The 17079-nt window shown below is 73.5% G+C and carries 14 protein-coding genes; 8 read left to right on the top strand and 6 right to left on the bottom strand.

Annotation, left to right across the window (positions count from 1 at the left end; genetic code table 11):
* Positions 1–137 precede the first annotated feature (137 nt).
* Positions 138–1730, bottom strand: coding sequence for a DHA2 family efflux MFS transporter permease subunit (locus ACFVS9_RS24270; RefSeq protein WP_389935357.1), 1593 nt, complete (start codon positions 1728–1730; stop codon positions 138–140).
* 165 nt (positions 1731–1895) lie between these two features.
* Positions 1896–2369 carry a MarR family winged helix-turn-helix transcriptional regulator gene (locus tag ACFVS9_RS24265; RefSeq protein WP_383113935.1) on the bottom strand — a complete coding sequence of 158 codons (474 nt, stop codon included), beginning with the start codon at positions 2367–2369 and terminating at the stop codon, positions 1896–1898.
* A gap of 142 nt (positions 2370–2511) precedes the next feature.
* Between ACFVS9_RS24265 and ACFVS9_RS24260 the strand changes: the two genes are divergently transcribed.
* From ACFVS9_RS24260 to ACFVS9_RS24245, 4 genes are all read left to right on the top strand, one after another.
* Positions 2512–2979 (top strand): MarR family winged helix-turn-helix transcriptional regulator, encoded by a 468-nt coding sequence (locus ACFVS9_RS24260; protein ID WP_383113988.1) that lies wholly within the window; start codon positions 2512–2514, stop codon positions 2977–2979.
* Positions 2980–3210: 231 nt separating this feature from the next.
* Complete coding sequence (gene tdh / locus ACFVS9_RS24255; protein ID WP_383113936.1) at positions 3211–4239, top strand: L-threonine 3-dehydrogenase; 1029 nt, start codon at positions 3211–3213, stop codon at positions 4237–4239.
* Positions 4240–4280: 41 nt separating this feature from the next.
* Entirely contained in the window at positions 4281–5474 is a 1194-nt protein-coding gene (locus tag ACFVS9_RS24250) for a glycine C-acetyltransferase (protein WP_389935354.1), read from the top strand.
* A 30-nt stretch (positions 5475–5504) separates the two neighbouring features.
* Entirely contained in the window at positions 5505–6410 is a 906-nt protein-coding gene (locus tag ACFVS9_RS24245) for a LysR family transcriptional regulator (protein ID WP_383113938.1), read from the top strand.
* Between the two features lie 37 nt (positions 6411–6447).
* Here the strand turns inward: ACFVS9_RS24245 and ACFVS9_RS24240 are convergent, their stop codons facing one another.
* Complete coding sequence (locus ACFVS9_RS24240) at positions 6448–6834, bottom strand: VOC family protein (RefSeq protein ID WP_383113939.1); 387 nt, start codon at positions 6832–6834, stop codon at positions 6448–6450.
* Positions 6835–6942: 108 nt separating this feature from the next.
* On the opposite strand from ACFVS9_RS24240, the gene ACFVS9_RS24235 reads away from it, so the two are divergent.
* Complete coding sequence (locus ACFVS9_RS24235) at positions 6943–7569, top strand: nucleoside/nucleotide kinase family protein (protein ID WP_389935349.1); 627 nt, start codon at positions 6943–6945, stop codon at positions 7567–7569.
* A 110-nt stretch (positions 7570–7679) separates the two neighbouring features.
* Positions 7680–8810: a M24 family metallopeptidase gene (locus ACFVS9_RS24230; protein ID WP_389935346.1), complete on the top strand. Its 1131-nt coding sequence runs from the start codon at positions 7680–7682 to the stop codon at positions 8808–8810.
* A gap of 105 nt (positions 8811–8915) precedes the next feature.
* Here ACFVS9_RS24230 and treZ read toward each other — a convergent pair whose 3' ends face one another.
* On the bottom strand, positions 8916–10664 hold the full coding sequence (gene treZ / locus ACFVS9_RS24225) for a malto-oligosyltrehalose trehalohydrolase (RefSeq protein WP_389935343.1): 1749 nt from the start codon (positions 10662–10664) through the stop codon (positions 8916–8918).
* Between the two features lie 203 nt (positions 10665–10867).
* Here treZ and ACFVS9_RS24220 point away from each other — a divergent pair, with 203 nt between their 5' ends.
* On the top strand, positions 10868–12262 hold the full coding sequence (locus tag ACFVS9_RS24220) for a GH1 family beta-glucosidase (protein WP_383113943.1): 1395 nt from the start codon (positions 10868–10870) through the stop codon (positions 12260–12262).
* Between the two features lie 490 nt (positions 12263–12752).
* On the opposite strand, the gene ACFVS9_RS24215 is transcribed toward ACFVS9_RS24220, so the two are convergent.
* A complete protein-coding gene (locus ACFVS9_RS24215; RefSeq protein ID WP_389935338.1) occupies positions 12753–13712 on the bottom strand; it encodes a GNAT family N-acetyltransferase in 960 nt (319 codons plus the stop codon).
* A gap of 161 nt (positions 13713–13873) precedes the next feature.
* Between ACFVS9_RS24215 and ACFVS9_RS24210 the strand changes: the two genes are divergently transcribed.
* On the top strand, positions 13874–14440 hold the full coding sequence (locus ACFVS9_RS24210; RefSeq protein ID WP_389935335.1) for an FHA domain-containing protein: 567 nt from the start codon (positions 13874–13876) through the stop codon (positions 14438–14440).
* A gap of 185 nt (positions 14441–14625) precedes the next feature.
* Here the strand turns inward: ACFVS9_RS24210 and treY are convergent, their stop codons facing one another.
* Positions 14626–17016, bottom strand: a complete 2391-nt coding sequence (gene treY, locus ACFVS9_RS24205; RefSeq protein WP_389935332.1) for a malto-oligosyltrehalose synthase — start codon at positions 17014–17016, stop codon at positions 14626–14628.
* Positions 17017–17079: the final 63 nt, after the last annotated feature.

Here is a 17079-nt window from a genome sequence, read left to right as displayed (position 1 = left end):
TCCGTTTTGAGTTTGGGTCTCGGGGGCTGTTATATGTTATACAGACCCCGCGCCCCGCCCGCCCCGGGGGGGCCCGGGCGGGGGGGGGCGGGGGGTCCCGCGCCCCCCCCCCCGGCCGGACGTGCTCGGGCGGGTGCTCAGCCCTCCTCGGCCGCGGGTCCGGAGGGACGGCGCATCCCGAATCCGGCCAGCAGCGCGCCGACGACGCAGAGGGCCGCGGTGACCATCACGGCGGAGTGCACTCCGTTCATGAACGCGTTGCCGCTCCCCTCGATCACGGCGGCCCTCAGCTGCGCCGGCATGTCCGCCGACACGGGCGAGACACCCATGGACACCGCGTCCCTGGCCTCCTCGAAGCCGGCCGCCGCGTTCGCGGGGACGCCGGCCGAGGTCAGTTCACCCGTGAGCGTCGATCCCACCGTGCCGCTGATCAGGGACACCAGCACGGACGTGCCGAGGGCGCCGCCGATCTGCAGCGAGGTGGCCTGAAGACCGCCGGCGACACCGCCGTCCTTCCTGGGCGCGTTGCCGACGATGGCGTCGGAGGACGCGGACATCACCATGCCGACGCCCAGACCGATGGCGAGGAAGGGCGGCCACATCGCGGCGTACGAGGAGTCCGCGTCCCAGGTGAGGATCCAGAGGGAGGCCGCGGCCTGGAGCACCATGCCGACGGGCATCGTCAGCCGGGGGCCGAAGCGCTGGGTCAGGGCGGCGCCGAGAGGGGAGGCGACCACCGTGGCCAGGCTGAGCGGCAGGGTGCGGGCACCGGCCTCGACCGGGCTGAAGCCACGCACGTTCTGCAGGTACAGCATCAGGAAGAAGATGACGCCGAGCAGGACGAAGAAGTTGACGGCGGTGACGGCGGTACCGATGGCCAGCGACCGGTTGCGGAAGAGGCGCATCGGCAGCAGCGGGTGCTCCTGGCGCGTCTCGTACCGGCAGAAGACGGCCAGCAGGACCAGGCCCGCGGCCATCGACCCCAGCGTCCCGCCGGAGGTCCAGCCCCAGGTCTCGCCCTTGACCACACCGAAGACCAGGGCGACCAGTCCGGCCGCCAGGAGGATCACCCCGGGCACGTCGAAGCGGTGGTGGCCGGTGGAGTCCTTGCTCTTCGGGAGCACGAGCAGGCTGACGGCCAGCGCGACGACGCCGATGGGGGCGTTGATGTAGAAGACGGACTCCCAGTTGACGTGCTCGATGAGCAGACCGCCGACGATCGGCCCGAGGGCGGTGGAGCAGGACGCCACCATGGCCCACAGGCCCACGGCCATACCGAACTTCCGGGGCGGGAAGACCGCCCGCAGCAGGCCGAGGGTGTTGGGGATGAGCAGGGCGGCGAACACCCCCTGCGCGGCGCGGAAGGCGATCACGCCCTCGATCGAGCCGGACAGGCCGATCGCCACCGAGGCGAGGGTGAAGCCCACCGTGCCGGTCATGTAGACCGTGTGCCGCCCCAGCCGGTCGCCGAGCTTCCCGCCCAGGATCAACAGGGCGGCCATGGCGATCAGATAGGCGTTGGTGACCCACTGGAGGTCGGCGGTGGACGCGCCGAGGTCCCGGCCGATCTCCGGGTTGGCGATCGCGACGACCGAGCCGTCGAGGTTGACCATGAACAGGCCGATGGCCACCGCGATCAGCGTCAGCCAGGGATTGCCGCGCCTGCCCCCGGGCACGTCGGGTGGACTGTTCTCGGGCGGGGCGGAGGTGTCCACGGTGGTGGAGGACATGCGGAAGCCTTGTCTGTGAAACGTTGCGTGAGGGCGGGAGGACGTACCCGGTCCGCGTCGGGGGCACGGGGCGGCACCGGACCGCGCGGCCGGTCACGGGGCGCGGGGCGGCACCGGGCCGCGGCCCGTTCCGCGGAGCCGGTGACGGAAGTGCGGGGCGGGAGGTCAGCCGGCGGGGGAGTGGAGGTGCCGGTTCAGTGACGCCAGCGCGCCCAGGGCCGCGCCGAGGGCGTCGAGCTGCCCCTCGGTCAGGGTGTGCAGCGCGCGTGCCAGATGGGCTTCCTTGAGCGACCGCGCCTCGGCGAGCCGCTCCCGGGCCGTGGCCGTCGGGTACAGATGGGCGATCCGCCTGTCGGCCGCGTCCTGCCTGCGCTCCAGCAGCCCCAGATCGGTGAGCTGGGAGACCAGGGCGCTGACGTTGTTCGGCTTCATCAGCAGGGCCTCGGCCGTCTCCCGGACGGTGATCCCGGCACGCTCCTCGACGAGGAACAGCAGCGCCAGCTGGCCGTCGGGGAGCCGGGGGTGCGGGAAGTCCCGCGCGACCTTCCGCTCCAGAGCCCGGTGCAGCGCGGGCAGGGACGCCACGAGCGCGGAGGCCACGCGGTCGGTCTCCTGGGCGGCTGCGGTGGGGTCGGGCATCCGGCCAGCATAGGTACCGGATCATAGCTATGTCAACATACCTAAACGGCCCGTCCGGCCGTCCGCGGACCGGATGGTATATGTGCGGTGGAGAGCCCCAGGCACCGCGAAGGCCGTCGAGAGAAGGACCGTGACCCAGGCGATGGACAAGCCGACGCACCTGATCGAGTTCGAGACGATGCTGCTCGGGCGCCACCTCCAGCTGAGCGCGCCCCGGTCGAGGCGGGACGGCGGGCGTCTCGACCGCAGCGCGTACACCCTGCTGAGCAGGATCCGGATGGAGGGACCCATGTCCATCGGGCAGCTCAGCGACGCCTTCGGCCTCGACGCCTCCACGCTGAACCGGCAGACCGCGGCGATACTGCGGGCCGGTCTCGTCGAACGCATCCCTGACCCCGACGGGGGCATCGCCCGCAAGTTCCGCATCACCGGTGCGGGTGAGCTCAGCCTCGACGCGGAGCGGGCGGAGAACATCAGCGGCCTGGAGCGGGTCATGGCCGACTGGTCCTCCGACGAGGTCGCCGTCTTCGCCGGTTACCTCAAGCGCCTCAACAGCGACATCGAGCACATCGACGGACGGCCCTGGCCGAGGCCGGTGCAGGGGGTCTGACGCCGGGCCGGGGTCCCCGGGGCCTGAAGCGGATCTACGGCCGCGCTTAAGAAATCCTCGATGGACCTGGAGCCCCCGGTGCGGCACATTTCTCGGTGACGGCGGAGAGCGTGTGACAGGCGGTTCGCCCTGTCCCGTCCGCCGTGTCCCCGCCACCCCCGGGCCGCAGGCCGCCTTCGGCATGCCCGGGACCGGGTCACCCGCCAGGTACGAGGTACAGGAGCCGCAGCCGTGAAGGCACTCGTGAAGCACAAGGCCGAGCCCGGACTGTGGCTGATGGACGTACCGGAGCCCGAGACCGGCCCCGGGGACGTGCTCATCAAGGTCCTGCGCACCGGGATCTGCGGCACCGACCTGCACATCCGTGACTACGACGGCTGGGCGCGGCAGGCCGTGCGCACCCCGCTCGTCCTGGGCCACGAGTTCGTCGGCGAGGTCGCCGCGACCGGCGCGGACGTCGTCGACATCAAGGTCGGCGACCTGGTCAGCGGCGAGGGCCACCTGGTGTGCGGGAAGTGCCGCAACTGTCTCGCCGGCCGCCGGCACCTGTGCCGCTCCACCCTCGGGCTCGGCGTCGGCCGGGACGGGGCGTTCGCGGAGTACCTGGCGCTGCCCGCGTCGAACGTCTGGGTGCACCGCGACAAGGTGGACCTCGACATCGCCGCGATCTTCGACCCGTTCGGCAACGCCGTGCACACCGCGCTGTCCTTCCCCCTGGTCGGCGAGGACGTGCTGATCACCGGCGCGGGCCCGATCGGCATCATGGCCGCCGCCGTCGCCCGCCACGCGGGCGCCCGCAACGTCGTCATCACCGACGTCAGCGAGGCCAGGCTCGAACTGGCCAGGAAGGTCGGGGTGAACCTCGCCCTGGACGTCGGGGCCGAGACCATCGCCGACGGCCAGCGCAGGCTCGGACTGCGCGAGGGCTTCGACATCGGCCTGGAGATGTCCGGACGCCCCGAGGCCATGCGGGACATGATCGCCAACATGACCCACGGCGGCCGGATCGCGATGCTCGGACTGCCGTCGGCCGAGTTCCCCGTCGACTGGTCCCGGGTCGTCACCTCCATGCTCACCATCAAGGGCATCTACGGCCGCGAGATGTACGAGACCTGGTACGCCATGTCGGTCCTGCTGGAGGGCGGCCTCGACCTCGCCCCGGTGATCACCGGCCGGTACGGCTACCGCGACTTCGAAGCGGCGTTCGACGACGCGGCGAGCGGCCTCGGTGGCAAGGTCCTCCTCGACTGGACCGCCTGAAGCCCCTCGCACGCACCCGTACCCACCTGGGAGACACCCTCATGTTCGATTCCGTACGCGACGACCTGCGCACCACCCTCGACGAGATCCGTGAGGCCGGGCTCCAGAAGCCCGAGCGGGTCATCGGCACCCCGCAGTCCGCCACCGTCGCCGTCACCTCCGGCGGCCGCGCGGGCGAGGTGCTCAACTTCTGCGCCAACAACTACCTCGGCCTCGCCGACCACCCCGAGGTCGTCGCCGCCGCCCACGAGGCGCTGGACCGCTGGGGCTACGGCCTCGCGTCCGTGCGCTTCATCTGCGGCACCCAGGAGGTCCACAAGGAGCTGGAGCAGCGGCTCTCGGCCTTCCTCGGCCAGGAGGACACGGTCCTCTACTCCTCCTGCTTCGACGCCAACGGCGGGGTCTTCGAGACCCTGCTCGGCCCCGAGGACGCGGTGATCTCCGACGCCCTCAACCACGCCTCCATCATCGACGGCATCCGCCTCTCCAAGGCGAAGCGCCACCGCTACGCCAACCGCGACATGGCCGACCTGGAGCAGCGGCTCAAGGATGCGTCCGGGGCGCGCCGGCGGCTCATCGTCACCGACGGCGTCTTCTCCATGGACGGCTACGTCGCCCCGCTGGCAGAGATCTGCGACCTGGCCGACCGCTACGACGCGATGGTCATGGTCGACGACTCGCACGCCGTCGGCTTCGTCGGACCCGGCGGCCGGGGCACCCCCGAACTGCACGGGGTCATGGACCGCGTCGACATCATCACCGGCACGCTCGGCAAGGCCCTGGGCGGCGCGTCCGGCGGTTACGTCGCCGCGCGCTCCGAGATCGTCGCGCTGCTGCGCCAGCGCTCGCGCCCCTACCTCTTCTCCAACTCGCTCGCCCCCGTCATCGCCGCCGCCTCCCTGAAGGTCATCGACCTGCTGGAGTCCGCGGGCGACCTGCGCGAGCGGCTCGACGCCAACACCGCGCTCTTCCGTTCGCGGATGACCGAGGAGGGCTTCGACATCCTGCCCGGCGACCACGCCATCGCCCCCGTGATGATCGGGGACGCGGCGGAGGCGGCCCGGATGGCGGAACTCCTCCTGGAGCGCGGGGTGTACGTGATCGGGTTCTCCTACCCCGTCGTCCCGCAGGGGGCCGCGCGCATCCGCGTCCAGCTCTCCGCCGCGCACTCCACCGAGGACGTCCACCGCGCCGTGGACGCGTTCGTCGGCGCACGGGCCGCGCTGGAGGCGTAGAACCGCCCCGCGACCTGGGACAATGAGTACATGATCGATGCACGGCGGCTGCGTATCCTCCGTGCGGTGGCCGACCACCGCACGGTGACCGCCGCGGCCGCCGCGCTGTATCTGACCCCGTCCGCGGTCTCCCAGCAACTCGCCGCCCTGGAGCAGGAGACCGGCCACCGGCTGGTCGAGCGCGGGGCCCGGGGTGCCCGGATGACCGCCGCCGGGGAGATCCTGCTGACCCACGCCAACGCCGTGCTCGCCCAGCTGGAACGGGCCGAGGCGGAACTCGCCGACTACGGCGCGGGGGTCGCGGGGACGGTCACCGTCGCCGCGTTCGCGACGGGCATCGGGCTCGTCCTGGCCCCCGCGATCGCCGAGCTCACCCGCACCGCGCCGGGCATCCGGGTCCGGGTGCAGGACGCCGAGGGCGACGCCAGCGTGCCCATGGTGCTGGACCGGCAGGCCGACGTGGCCGTCGCCGTCGAGTACCGGGGCGCGCCCGGCGACGACGACCGGCGGCTCACCCGGGTGCCGCTGTACTCCGAGCCCTTCGACGCGGTGCTGCCGGTCGGCCACCGCCTGGCGGGCCAGGACCACGTCGCCGTCGCCGATCTCGCCAAGGACACGTGGATCGGCCCGTACCCGGGCAATCCCTGCCACGACGTGGTGGTCCTGGCCTGCGAGTACGCCGGTTTCGAGCCTCTGCTGGAGCACTCCTCGGACGACTTCCACGCCGTGGTCGCCCTGGCCGGAGCGGGGGCCGGGGTGGCGCTGGTGCCCCGCTCGGCGCTGCGCGGCACGGAGCTCGGCGGTGTCGTCGTACGGCCGGTCGAGGGCGCCGCCCCCACCCGGCGCGTCTTCGCCGCCGTGCGCCGGGGGGCCGAGGGTCATCCGCTGATCGCGCCGGTGCTGGAGGCGCTGCGCGCGGCGGCGGGACCGGCCTAGGCCGGCGGTGCCCCCACCCGAGGACCGGTTCGGGAGTTCACGCGGGCTGCAACAGGTCCCACCGGTTGCCGTAGGGGTCCTCGAAGACGGCGACGGAGCCGTACGTCTCGTGCCGCGGCTCCTCCAGGAAGCGGACCCCGGCCGCCCGCATCCGCGCGTGGTCACCGGCGAAGTCCTCCGTGTGCAGGAAGAACCCGACCCGGCCGCCCGTCTGCGCCCCGACCCTCGCGAGCTGGGCCTCGTCCTCGGCCCGCGCCAGCAGCAGCCCGGTCCCGGTCGTACCCCGGGGCCGGACGACCACCCAGCGGGAGCCGTCGCCCCGGTCGGTGTCCTCCACCGGCTCGAACCCGAGGGAGCCGGTGTAGAAGGAGAGCGCCTCGTCGTAGTCGCGGACGACGAGCGTGACCAGGGCGATGTGGGACATGGGATCGCGTCCTCGGGTAGTGGGGGCCGTACGGAGTTATACGTAACACTACGCCTGCCCCGGCCCGGAACCGGCAACGCCCCGCCCGTCCGGGGGACAATGCCCGTCATGGAGACGAGCGACCTTGCCGCGCTGACGGACCGTGCCCACCGTCTCGCCGCCGACGGCCGGCGCCGCGTCCTCGGTATCGCGGGGGCGCCCGGCGCCGGGAAGTCCACCCTCGCCGCCCGGATCACCGAAGGGCTCCAGGGCCGCGCGGTCCTCGTCCCGATGGACGGCTTCCACCTGGCGGGGGCCGAGCTGGAACGCCTCGGCCGGGCGGACCGCAAGGGCGCGCCCGACACCTTCGACGCCGCCGGTTACGTGGCCCTGCTCCGGCGGCTGCGCCACCCCGAAGGCCAGGAGCCGGTGTACGCGCCCGCCTTCGACCGGGCGTTGGAGGAGCCGGTCGCCGGGTCCGTGCGCGTCCCCGCGGACGTCCCGCTCGTCGTGACCGAGGGCAACTACCTCCTGCTGGACGAGGGCCCCTGGGCACCGGTGCGCGGCCTGCTGGACGAGGCGTGGTTCCTGGACGCCGACCCCGGGCTGAGGGTGAGCAGACTGGTGGAGCGGCACGTGCGGTTCGGCAAGCCCCGCCCGTACGCCGAGCGCTGGGTCGCCGGGTCCGACGAGCGCAACGTCCGCCTCGTCGAGCGGCACCGGGCCCGCGCCGACCTGGTCGTACGGCTCGGCTGACGCACGGCAGGCCCTGCCGGAGGCTCCGTACGGCCCGGACACCGTTCGCGTCCGCCCCGGCGGCCGGGCAGGATGCTCAGTGCCGCGTCGCGCCCCGCCAGGAGGTCCTCTTGCCCAGCACCGATCAGCCCGTGCCCTTCACCGCCGACGACTACCGGGCCCGGATGACCCGCGCGGCCGAGTCCGCCGACGCCGCGGGCCTGGCCGGCGTCCTCGTCGCGCCGGGGCCCGACATGGTCCACCTCACCGGCTACCGGCCGACGGCGGACACCGAACGCCTCACCCTGCTCGTGCTCAGGGCGGGCCACGACCCCGTCCTCGTCGTCCCGGCCCTGGAGGCGGCGGACGCGGAACGGGCGGCGGGTTCCCCCGCCCTCACCCTGCGGGACTGGACCGACGCCGCCAACCCCTACACCCTGACCGCCGGACTCCTCGACGCCGAGGGCCGGTTCGGGATCAGCGACAACGCCTGGGCGCTGCACCTGCTGGCCCTGCACAAGCTCCTCCCCGGCACCTCCTACGCCTCGCTGACCGACGTCCTGCCGATGCTGCGCGCGGTCAAGGACACCGCCGAGCTGGAGAGGCTCGCCGCCGCGGCCGCCGCCGCCGACGCGACGTACGAGCAGATCCTGAAGGTCCGTTTCTCCGGCCGGCGCGAGAGCGACGTCGCCGCCGACCTGGCCGCACTCCTCCTCGGGCACGGGCACTCCCAGGTCGACTTCACCGTGGTGGGGTCCGGGCCCAACGGCGCCGACCCGCACCACGAGGCGGGCGACCGCGTCATCGAGCGGGGCGACATGGTCGTCCTGGACTTCGGCGGCCTGAAGCACGGCTACGGCTCCGACACCTCCCGCACGGTCCACGTCGGCGAACCCACCGCCGAGGAGCAGCGGGTCCACGACGTCGTACGGGAGGCGCAGGAGGCGGGCTGCGGGGCGGTGCGCCCCGGGGCGGCCTGCCAGGACGTCGACCGGGCGGCCCGCGCCGTCATCACCGAATTCGGCTACGGCGAGCGCTTCATCCACCGCACGGGCCACGGCATCGGCGTCACCACCCACGAACCGCCGTACATGATCGAGGGCGAGGAGCAGCCGCTGGTCCCCGGCATGTGCTTCTCCGTGGAGCCGGGCATCTACCTGCCCGGCCGCTTCGGGGTCCGCATCGAGGACATCGTCACGGTCACGGAGAGCGGGGGCCGGCGGCTCAACACGACCGCCCGCGAGCTGGCGGTCGTCGAGTAGGCCCCGCCGGTCCTTCCTCCTCCCGGCGCCCCGCGGGGGAGGCCGCCCGATGCCGCGGCGGTCACCGCGGCGGTGTCCGGGCCGCCGGCGGGGCCGGGGTGCCGCTCAGCCGTCGGCGAGCACGACGCACGATTCCGCCGGCAGGCGCAGCACCCCGTCGGCGCCGGGTGCTTCGGCCGGTTCCCAGGCGGCCAGCACCCTGCCCCCGCGGCCGGCGCCGAGCGGGACCGCCGCGGGCTCCCCGGCGAGGTTGGCCACGACCCGCAGATCGCCCCTGCGCCAGGCGATCCAGCGGGCCCGCTCGTCGTACGCCGTCCGCACCGAGGCCAGGTCCGGATCCGAGAGGTCCGGCAGGCTGCGGCGCAGGGCGATCAGTTCGCGGTACCAGGCGTACAGGCGGGCGTGCGGCTCGCGCTCCGGTTCGCTCCAGTCGAGGCAGGAGCGGTCCCGGGTCGCCGGGTCCTGCGGATCGGGGATGTCCTCCACGGCCCAGCCGTGCGCCGCGAACTCCCGCCGCCTGCCCTCGCGTACGGCTCGGGCGAGCTCCGGATCGGTGTGGTCGGTGAAGAACTGCCACGGGGTGCGGGCGCCCCACTCCTCGCCCATGAAGAGCATCGGCACGAAGGGGGCGGTCAGCACGAGCGCCGCCGCGCACGCCCGGAGCCCCGGTGAGAGCCCGGTGGCGAGCCGGTCGCCGAGGGCGCGGTTGCCGATCTGGTCGTGGGTCTGGGCGTAGCCGACGAAACGGTGGGCGGGCGTCCGGGTCGCGTCGACCGGGCGGCCGTGGGTGCGGCCCCGGAAGCTGGAGTACGTACCGTTGTGGAAGAACGCCCTGGTCACCGTCTTGGCGAGGGCGGCGAGCGGGGCGGTGGCGAAGTCGGCGTAGTAGCCCTGGGACTCGCCGGTGAGCGCGGTGTGCAGGGCGTGGTGGAAGTCGTCGTTCCACTGGGCGTGCAGCCCGATGCCGCCCTCCGTGCGGGGCGTGGTCGTACGGGGGTCGCAGAGGTCGGACTCCGCGATCAGCCCGAGCGGCCGGCCGAGCTCCGAGGCGAGCGCGTCCACCGCTGTGGACAGCTCCTCCAGGAAGGTGAGCGCCCTGCCGTCGGCCAGCGCGTGGACGGCGTCCAGGCGCAGGCCGTCCAGGCGGTAGTCCCGCAGCCAGGCGAGCGCGCTGCCCAGCAGATAGGCGCGCACCTCGTCCGACCCGGGGGCGTCGAGGTTGACGGCCGAACCCCACGGGGTGTGGTGCGTGTCCGTGAAGTAGGGCCCGAAGGCCGGGAGGTGGTTGCCCGAGGGCCCCAGGTGGTTGTGGACCACGTCCAGGACCACGGCGAGACCCAGTCCGTGCGCCGTGTCGACAAAACGCTTCAGTCCGTCCGGACCGCCGTAGGGCTCGTGCACGGCCCAGAGCGACACTCCTTCGTACCCCCACCCGTGGGTTCCCGGGAACGGGCAGACGGGCATCACGGACACATGGGTGATGCCGAGGTCCACGAGACGGCCGAGCCGTCCGGCCGCGGCGTCGAAGGTGCCCTCCGGCGTGAACGTACCGATGTGCAGCTCGTACAGGACCGCGCCGGGCAGTCCGCGCCCCGCCCAGGCGGTGCGCCAGACGTACGCGTCCTGGTCGACGACCGCGCTCTCGCCGTCCGGACCGTCCGGCTGGCGGCGGGAGCGCGGATCGGGCAGCACCGGGCCGTCGTCGAGCGAGAAGCCGTAGCGGTCGCCGTCCACCGCCGAGGCCGTCGCCGTCCACCAGCCCGCGCGCAGCGGGTCGCGCTCCATCGGCAGGCGCCCGCCCGCCGTGCACAGCGCGGCCGACCCGGCCCCGGGGGCCCACACCTCGAACTGCATCCACCACTCCTCGTCCACGGACCTGATGCCTCGCCGGAGGCCCCATGACCGACGGAATCCGCACGCACGGCCCCGGGACACTGGAGCGAGCCCGCAGATGGCCATTAGGGTCTGGTCCTGATCATTGCCCTGCCGGGTTCCGCTCATACGCGGTGAGCCCGGGCAGTACCACAAGGTCCCTCTTACGGCTGCTGGAGGCCGAGATGACCGTGCCGACATTCCCACCCGGCTTCCTGTGGGGAGCCTCCGCCTCCGCCTTCCAGACGGAAGGGGCCTTCGACACCGACGGCAAGGGGCTCTCCGGCTGGGACGCCTTCGCCGCTCAGCCCGGCCGGATCAAGGACGGCACCGACACCACCCGCGGCACCGGATTCCACGAGCGCTACCGCGAGGACGTCGCCCTGCTCGCCGGACTCGGCGCGGACGCCTTCCGCTTCTCCATCAGCTGGCCACGGGTCGTGCCCGGCGGCAGCGGCTCACTGAACCCCGCAGGACTGGACTTCTACGACCGGCTCGTGGACGAGCTCTGCGCCCACGGCATCACGCCGGCCCCGACCCTCTACCACTGGGACACCCCGCTCCCGCTGGACGAGGCGGGCGGCTGGCTCAACCGGGACACCGCCTACCGCTTCGCGGAGTACGCGGGCATGGTCGCCGAACGCCTCGCCGACCGGGTCCCGATGTGGATCACCATCAACGAACCGGCCGAGGTGACCCTGCTCGGCTACGCGCTCGGCGAGCACGCCCCCGGCCGCACCCTCCTCTTCGACGCGCTGCCCGCCGCCCACCACCAGCTGCTCGCCCACGGCCTCGCCGTGCGGGCGCTGCGCGCCGCGGGCGCCGGAAACATCGGCATCGCGCTCTCCCACTCGCCGGTGTGGACGGCGGGGGACTCGGACGAGGACCGCATGGGAGCGGAGCTCTACGACACGCTCACCAACTGGCTGTTCGCCGACCCGGTCCTCACCGGCCGCTACCCCGACGAGGGTTTCGCCGCCCTGATGCCGGGACCGGTCGCGGAGGACCTCAAGATCATCTCCGCGCCCCTCGACTGGTACGGCGTCAACTACTACAACCCGACCCTCGTGGGTGCCCCCCGGCCGGAAGCGCTCGACTCCTTCTCCGGCTACGCGATGCCCACCGGGCTCCCGTTCGGGATCAGGGAGATCGAGGGATACGACACCACGGACTTCGGCTGGCCCGTCGTCCCGCAGGGACTCGCCGAGACACTCGGCCAGCTCCGCGACCGCTTCGGCGACCGGCTGCCTCCCGTCTACATCACCGAGAACGGCTGCGCGGTCGACGAGCCCGTCGCCGACGGGCGGCGCATCGCGTTCCTGGAGGGCCACCTGGGGGCGCTGCGGGAGGCCATCGACGCGGGCGTCGACGTGCGGGGCTACTTCACCTGGTCGCTGACCGACAACGTCGAGTGGACCGAGGGCGCCAGCAAGCGGTTCGGCCTGGTCCACATCGACTACGAGACCCTGCGCAGGACGCCGAAGGAGTCCTACGCCTGGTACCGCGACGTGATCCGCGCCCAGCGCACCGGCGGCACGCGCGGTCCGGTGCTCACACCGGGTGAACACGCTCCCGGATGACGTGGTGACCGGCCCCTGCGGACGCGGCGGCCGTCGGGGTGTTCCCGAGGCCCGTCGCGCCCGCCACGGTGGAGGCACCCGCGCCGTGAGGGAGCGGGTGCTCTCCACGGGCAGGCCGTAGCCGTGACCGTGCCCCGTGCCTCGGGGACGACGCGGCGTCTCCGGGTGGACCTGGCGCAGCATCTCCAGGACCACCGCGTCGGCGGGCTCCTCACGGGATCCCGGGGCGGCGGACGCAGAGCCGCTGGTCGAGCGCTACCGCTACGCGTGGAAGGCCGCGGACGGCTGTCGCCGCTCGGGGTGAGTGGCCGCACGACCGTACGGGTCAGGGGGTGTCCTCCGGGACATCCCGGGGGAGGGAGCGCTCCCGGTCGGACCGGGTCCGGGCCCCGGTCCTGCGGGCGGGGGCTGGGGACGCAGAGGTCACGCACGGGCCCCGCCTCCCTCCCCGTCCGGGCGGTCGTCCGGACGGGCGTTCACGTCCGCCGGATCACGCCTCGTCCCACACCATGTCGAAGGCGCGCTCGAAGTTGACGTAGCCGAGGCGGGCGAAGGACCTGGCCATGGGGACGTTGCCGAGGTCCGTGGCCGCCCTGATCCGCTCCACACCCTGCGCGGCGAGCACCCGCGTGCCCTCGGCGAGGATCTCGTCGATGTAGCCCCGGCCGCGGTGCGCGGGCAGCACCCCGATGTAGGAGATCATCGGGTGGTAGTTGTTGCGCGCCGGAATGACGAAGCCCACCGGCTCCCCGTCCGGCAGCTCCGCGATCCGCCACCACTCCCGCGGCGTACGCAGAGCGGCGAACTCCTCGTCGTACTGCTTCTCCGCCGCCTCACGGGTGGTCAGCCCGGACGCCAGGTCCTGCTGCCCGTGCGCGTCCAGCGTGCCCTCCATCACCGGGGCCATCAGCGCGAGGAGGTCCTCGCGTCCGGCGACCGGGCGGAACACCAGCCGGCCGTCGGCCTCGGGCACCGGTGTGCCCTCCCGCCACTCCAGGCGCAGCCGCTCGACCAGCATCCTGGCGCCGCTCGCCTCCATGACCCGTATCCGGGCCTCGACGGCCTCACGTGCGACCGGGTCCTGACGCCAGTCCGGCGGGACGAAGCGGCCGTACTCGGGCCGGACGGCCCCGGCGGGCACGACCGCGGCGGTCGCCTTCTCCAGCAGTTCGAGCCCGATCGCCCCGCGCTCCGGCTCCGGCAGGGTGTCGTCCAGGTCGAAGAAGTCGAGGAACACCGGATCGCCCCCCTGCTGTCCCGTCCACCACGCGAGCCGGGCGAGGACCCGGTCGCCGCGCAGGGCCACCCACATCCACCCGGGGAGGCGGCGGCCCGCCGCGAGGTCGTCGGCGAGCTCGTGGTCGAGCACGTAGGAAAGACGCTGGAAGAGACCGAGTTCGTCCGCCCCGGTGAGCGGACGGATGGTCAGTTCCGGTGGTGCAGGGATCACAAAGTCTCCTCGATGGGTGTGCCGCGTCTGGTGGCGGCCCGTGACGATAACAACTTTCCGGCCACGGACGGGCGGTATTTGTCCGCTGTGGCGCAGGTCAGGGCCGCCCGGAACGGGCATTGTCTGGACACTCCGGGGCTCCCGGCCCGACAATCGGTGCTGTGACGTCCTTCTTCGAGCCCCACACGTATCCCGCTCGGCTCTCGGACGCCGAGCGCGACCGTGTACTCGGTGTGCTCAGAGACGGCGCCGCCCAGGGAAAGCTCTCCCACGACACCTTCCTGCGCCGCATGGAACTCGCCCTCACCGCCCGGCGGTCCGAGGAGCTGAAGGCCCTCACCTCGGACCTGGACACGGGCGGGCGCTGGTCCGGTGGCCTGATCCGAGCGGTCGGCGGGATATCCGCCTTCCCGGCCCGGGTGCGCCGGGCCTGGCAGTCCGAGCGGCTGCCGAGACTCCTCCTGCCGATGCCCGGCCCCACCCCGCTGCGCATCGGCCGCGACCCGGGCAACGGACTCCGGCTCAGCCACGAGACCGTGTCGCGGACGCACGCCGAACTGACCGCGCACGGCAGCCGGTGGGTCCTGCGCGATCTCGGCTCGACGAACGGTACGTGCGTCAACGGCCAGCGGGTCGTCGGATCGGTCGTGGTGCGCGACGGCGACCAGGTCAGCTTCGGCCGGATGACCTTCCGGCTCTCCGCCTCACTGCCCGTGCCACCCGCCTGACCGCCGCCACGGCGACACGGGTGCGCCGGTGGCGTTCCCTCCCGCCCCCCCAGCGAACCGCCCCGGCGAACCGCCCCGGCGAACCGCCGCCGTGAACCGCGGTCCGGACGCGGCGCCGGCACCGGTACGGGGCTGATGGCGCCCGGACCCGGCCGCCGGATCCCGGAGGCACCCCGGCCCTGTTCTCAGCCCCGCCGCCCCGCCCTGACGAGCAGTGCCACCGGCCGGTCCGCGAAGAGTTCCGCCACGGTGACCACGGGCCCCGTGAACTCCCGTCCGGAGGACAGGAGATCGGTCCACGGCCCCTCGCCGGGCAGCGTCAGCTCCGTGTCGCGCCAGCCGCCCTCCTCGTCCAGCCGCAGCGCCAGCCGGGTCACCGCCGTGACGACCTCGCCGGACCGGCAGAACGCCAGACAGTGCGCGGCGGCGGAACCCCGCGCCGCCAGCGGGGCGTAGGTGCCCGACTCCCCGAACAGCTCCGGGCGTTCCCCGCGCAGCCGCAGCGCCGCCGTGGTGAGCGCGGCCTTCTCGTCCTCGCCCCCGCCCGGCCGGGCGAACGGTCGCCGGTTGTCCGGGTCGACCAGCGCGATGTACTCCCGCTCCGTGCCCTGGTACAGATCGGGGACCCCGGGCATCGTCAGGTGCACCAGCGCGGCCCCCAGCACGTTGGCGCGCACGAACGGCCCCAGCGACTCCGCGAACCTGGTCATCATCGACCGCGCCTCACCCGTGTGCCCGCCGGGCCCGGCCGCCACGAAGTCGGTCACCGCCCGCTCGTACACCGGATCCGGCTCGGTCCAGCTGGTGAACAGACCCGCCTCGCGCACCGCCTTCAGCAGCGACGGCTCCAGCCTGGCGGCCAGCTCACCCGCCGGCAGCCCCGCGCAGCCGTACGCCGACTGCCAGGCCTGCCAGGCCAGCTGGGGGTCGGGCGCCGGTACGGGCGTCGCCCTGGACAACTGCTCCACCAGCGAGGACCACCGTTCGGGGCACTCGGACAGGACGGCGATCCTGGCCCTGAGGTCGCCGCTGCGCTTGGTGTCGTGGGTCGTCAGGACCGTGCCGGTCGCCGGCCAGTCCCGTGCGACGCGGGCGCAGAACGCGTGGAACTCCTCCGGGCTCACCGCGGGCCGCCCCGGATCGCCGCCCACCTCGGTCGCCGAGATCAGCGGGACGTAACGGTAGAACGCCGTGTCCTCGACCGACTTGGCGTGCAGCGCGGACGCCGTCTGCGCGAACCGCACGCAGAACGCCGCCCGCTCCGGCCCGTCGCCGAGGCGGCCCAGCGCCAGGTCCCGCACCACGTCGACGGCCTCCGCCTCCTGGGGGACGGTGAACGCCGCCTTGGCGTCCCGCACCGCCTCGGGCGGCAGCGTCGACTCGGCGGTCTCCGAGAGCGGGCCGCCCGCCGTGACGTACGGCCGGTAGACGGGCACCCGTACGAGCAGCTCACGCACCGCCGTGCGGAGCGCCCACGGCGCGTGGTCGTGGAGCGCGGGGTCCCCGGCGCACGCCTCGACGGCGAGGCGGGTCAGCCACTCCGTCTCGGCGGCCAGCTCATGGGTGACCACGCGGTACGCCGCCCGGCGGACGGTCGCCGTCCAGTAGCCGCCGCGGTCGCCCGACGGCCCCGCGAAGTCCCGGTAGCGGCCGAGGAGATCCGCCGCTCCCATCGGGTCGGTGAACAGGCCGTCGATCCGGTGCAGCGCGTCGTACCCGGTCGTCCCCGCGACCGCCCACCCCGCCGGCAGGGACTCCGCGCCGGTGAGGATCTTCTCCACCACCGTCCACCGCCCGCCGGTGGCGTCACCGAGCCGCCCCAGGTACGCGGCGGGGTCGGCCAGCCCGTCCGGGTGGTCGACGCGCAGGCCCTCGACCACTCCGTCCCGCACCAGTTCGAGGATCTTGGCGTGGGTGGCGGCGAAGACCTCCGGGTGCTCCACCCGGACCCCGATCAGGTCGGAGACGGTGAAGAAGCGCCGGTAGTTCAGCTCCGTCCTGCCCAGCCGCCACCAGGCGAGCCGGTAGTGCTGCGCCGCCAGCAGCTCCGGCAGCGGGAGGTCCGCCGTACCCTCGCGCACCGGGAACTCGAGGTCGCCGTGCCGGAGCACGGGCGTGCCGTCGTCCCTGGTCCCCGGCTCGAAGCCGCCGCTCTCCGCGCCGACGCGCCCGGCCAGCACGGGCAGCAGCACCTTTCCGCCGCCCGCCGCCCAGTCGATGTCGAACCAGCGGGCGTACGGTGACTCCGGCCCCTCGCGCAGCACCTCCCACAGCGGCAGGTTGTGGCGGGGCGCGGCGGCCATGTGGTTCGGCACGATGTCCACCACCAGCCCGAGGCCGTGGGCGCGCGCAGTGGCGGCCAGCTCCCGCAAGCCCTCCTCGCCCCCGAACTCGGCCCGCACCGTGCCGTGGTCGACGACGTCGTAGCCGTGCCCGGAACCCGGCACGGCCTCCAGGACGGGGGACAGGTGCAGATGGGAGACGCCGAGCCCGGCGAGATACGGCACGGCCTCGGCGGCGGCGGCGAACGGGAAGTCCGGTTGGAGCTGAAGCCGGTACGTGGCGGTGGGCGTCATGGACACCTACGTACCCAGCCGGGCGGCTCTCTCCCACCTCTCCGGCGCCCGGCACCGCCCCGG

This window comes from Streptomyces sp. NPDC058008 (genome assembly GCF_042886395.1).
Taxonomy (GTDB): domain Bacteria; phylum Actinomycetota; class Actinomycetes; order Streptomycetales; family Streptomycetaceae; genus Streptomyces.
Note: the sequence above shows the minus strand (reverse complement) of the source record. Positions and strands in the feature narration are given on the sequence as shown.

Coding starts and splice junctions, on each gene's coding strand:
- ACFVS9_RS24260 (WP_383113988.1), top strand. CDS start 2,512: ATGGACAAGCCGACGCACCTGATCGAGTTCGAGACGATGCTGCTCGGG.
- ACFVS9_RS24220 (WP_383113943.1), top strand. CDS start 10,868: ATGACCGTGCCGACATTCCCACCCGGCTTCCTGTGGGGAGCCTCCGCC.
- ACFVS9_RS24245 (WP_383113938.1), top strand. CDS start 5,505: ATGATCGATGCACGGCGGCTGCGTATCCTCCGTGCGGTGGCCGACCAC.
- ACFVS9_RS24270 (WP_389935357.1), bottom strand. CDS start 1,730: ATGTCCTCCACCACCGTGGACACCTCCGCCCCGCCCGAGAACAGTCCA.
- treY (WP_389935332.1), bottom strand. CDS start 17,016: ATGACGCCCACCGCCACGTACCGGCTTCAGCTCCAACCGGACTTCCCG.
- ACFVS9_RS24235 (WP_389935349.1), top strand. CDS start 6,943: ATGGAGACGAGCGACCTTGCCGCGCTGACGGACCGTGCCCACCGTCTC.
- treZ (WP_389935343.1), bottom strand. CDS start 10,664: ATGCAGTTCGAGGTGTGGGCCCCCGGGGCCGGGTCGGCCGCGCTGTGC.
- ACFVS9_RS24240 (WP_383113939.1), bottom strand. CDS start 6,834: ATGTCCCACATCGCCCTGGTCACGCTCGTCGTCCGCGACTACGACGAG.
- ACFVS9_RS24250 (WP_389935354.1), top strand. CDS start 4,281: ATGTTCGATTCCGTACGCGACGACCTGCGCACCACCCTCGACGAGATC.
- ACFVS9_RS24265 (WP_383113935.1), bottom strand. CDS start 2,369: ATGCCCGACCCCACCGCAGCCGCCCAGGAGACCGACCGCGTGGCCTCC.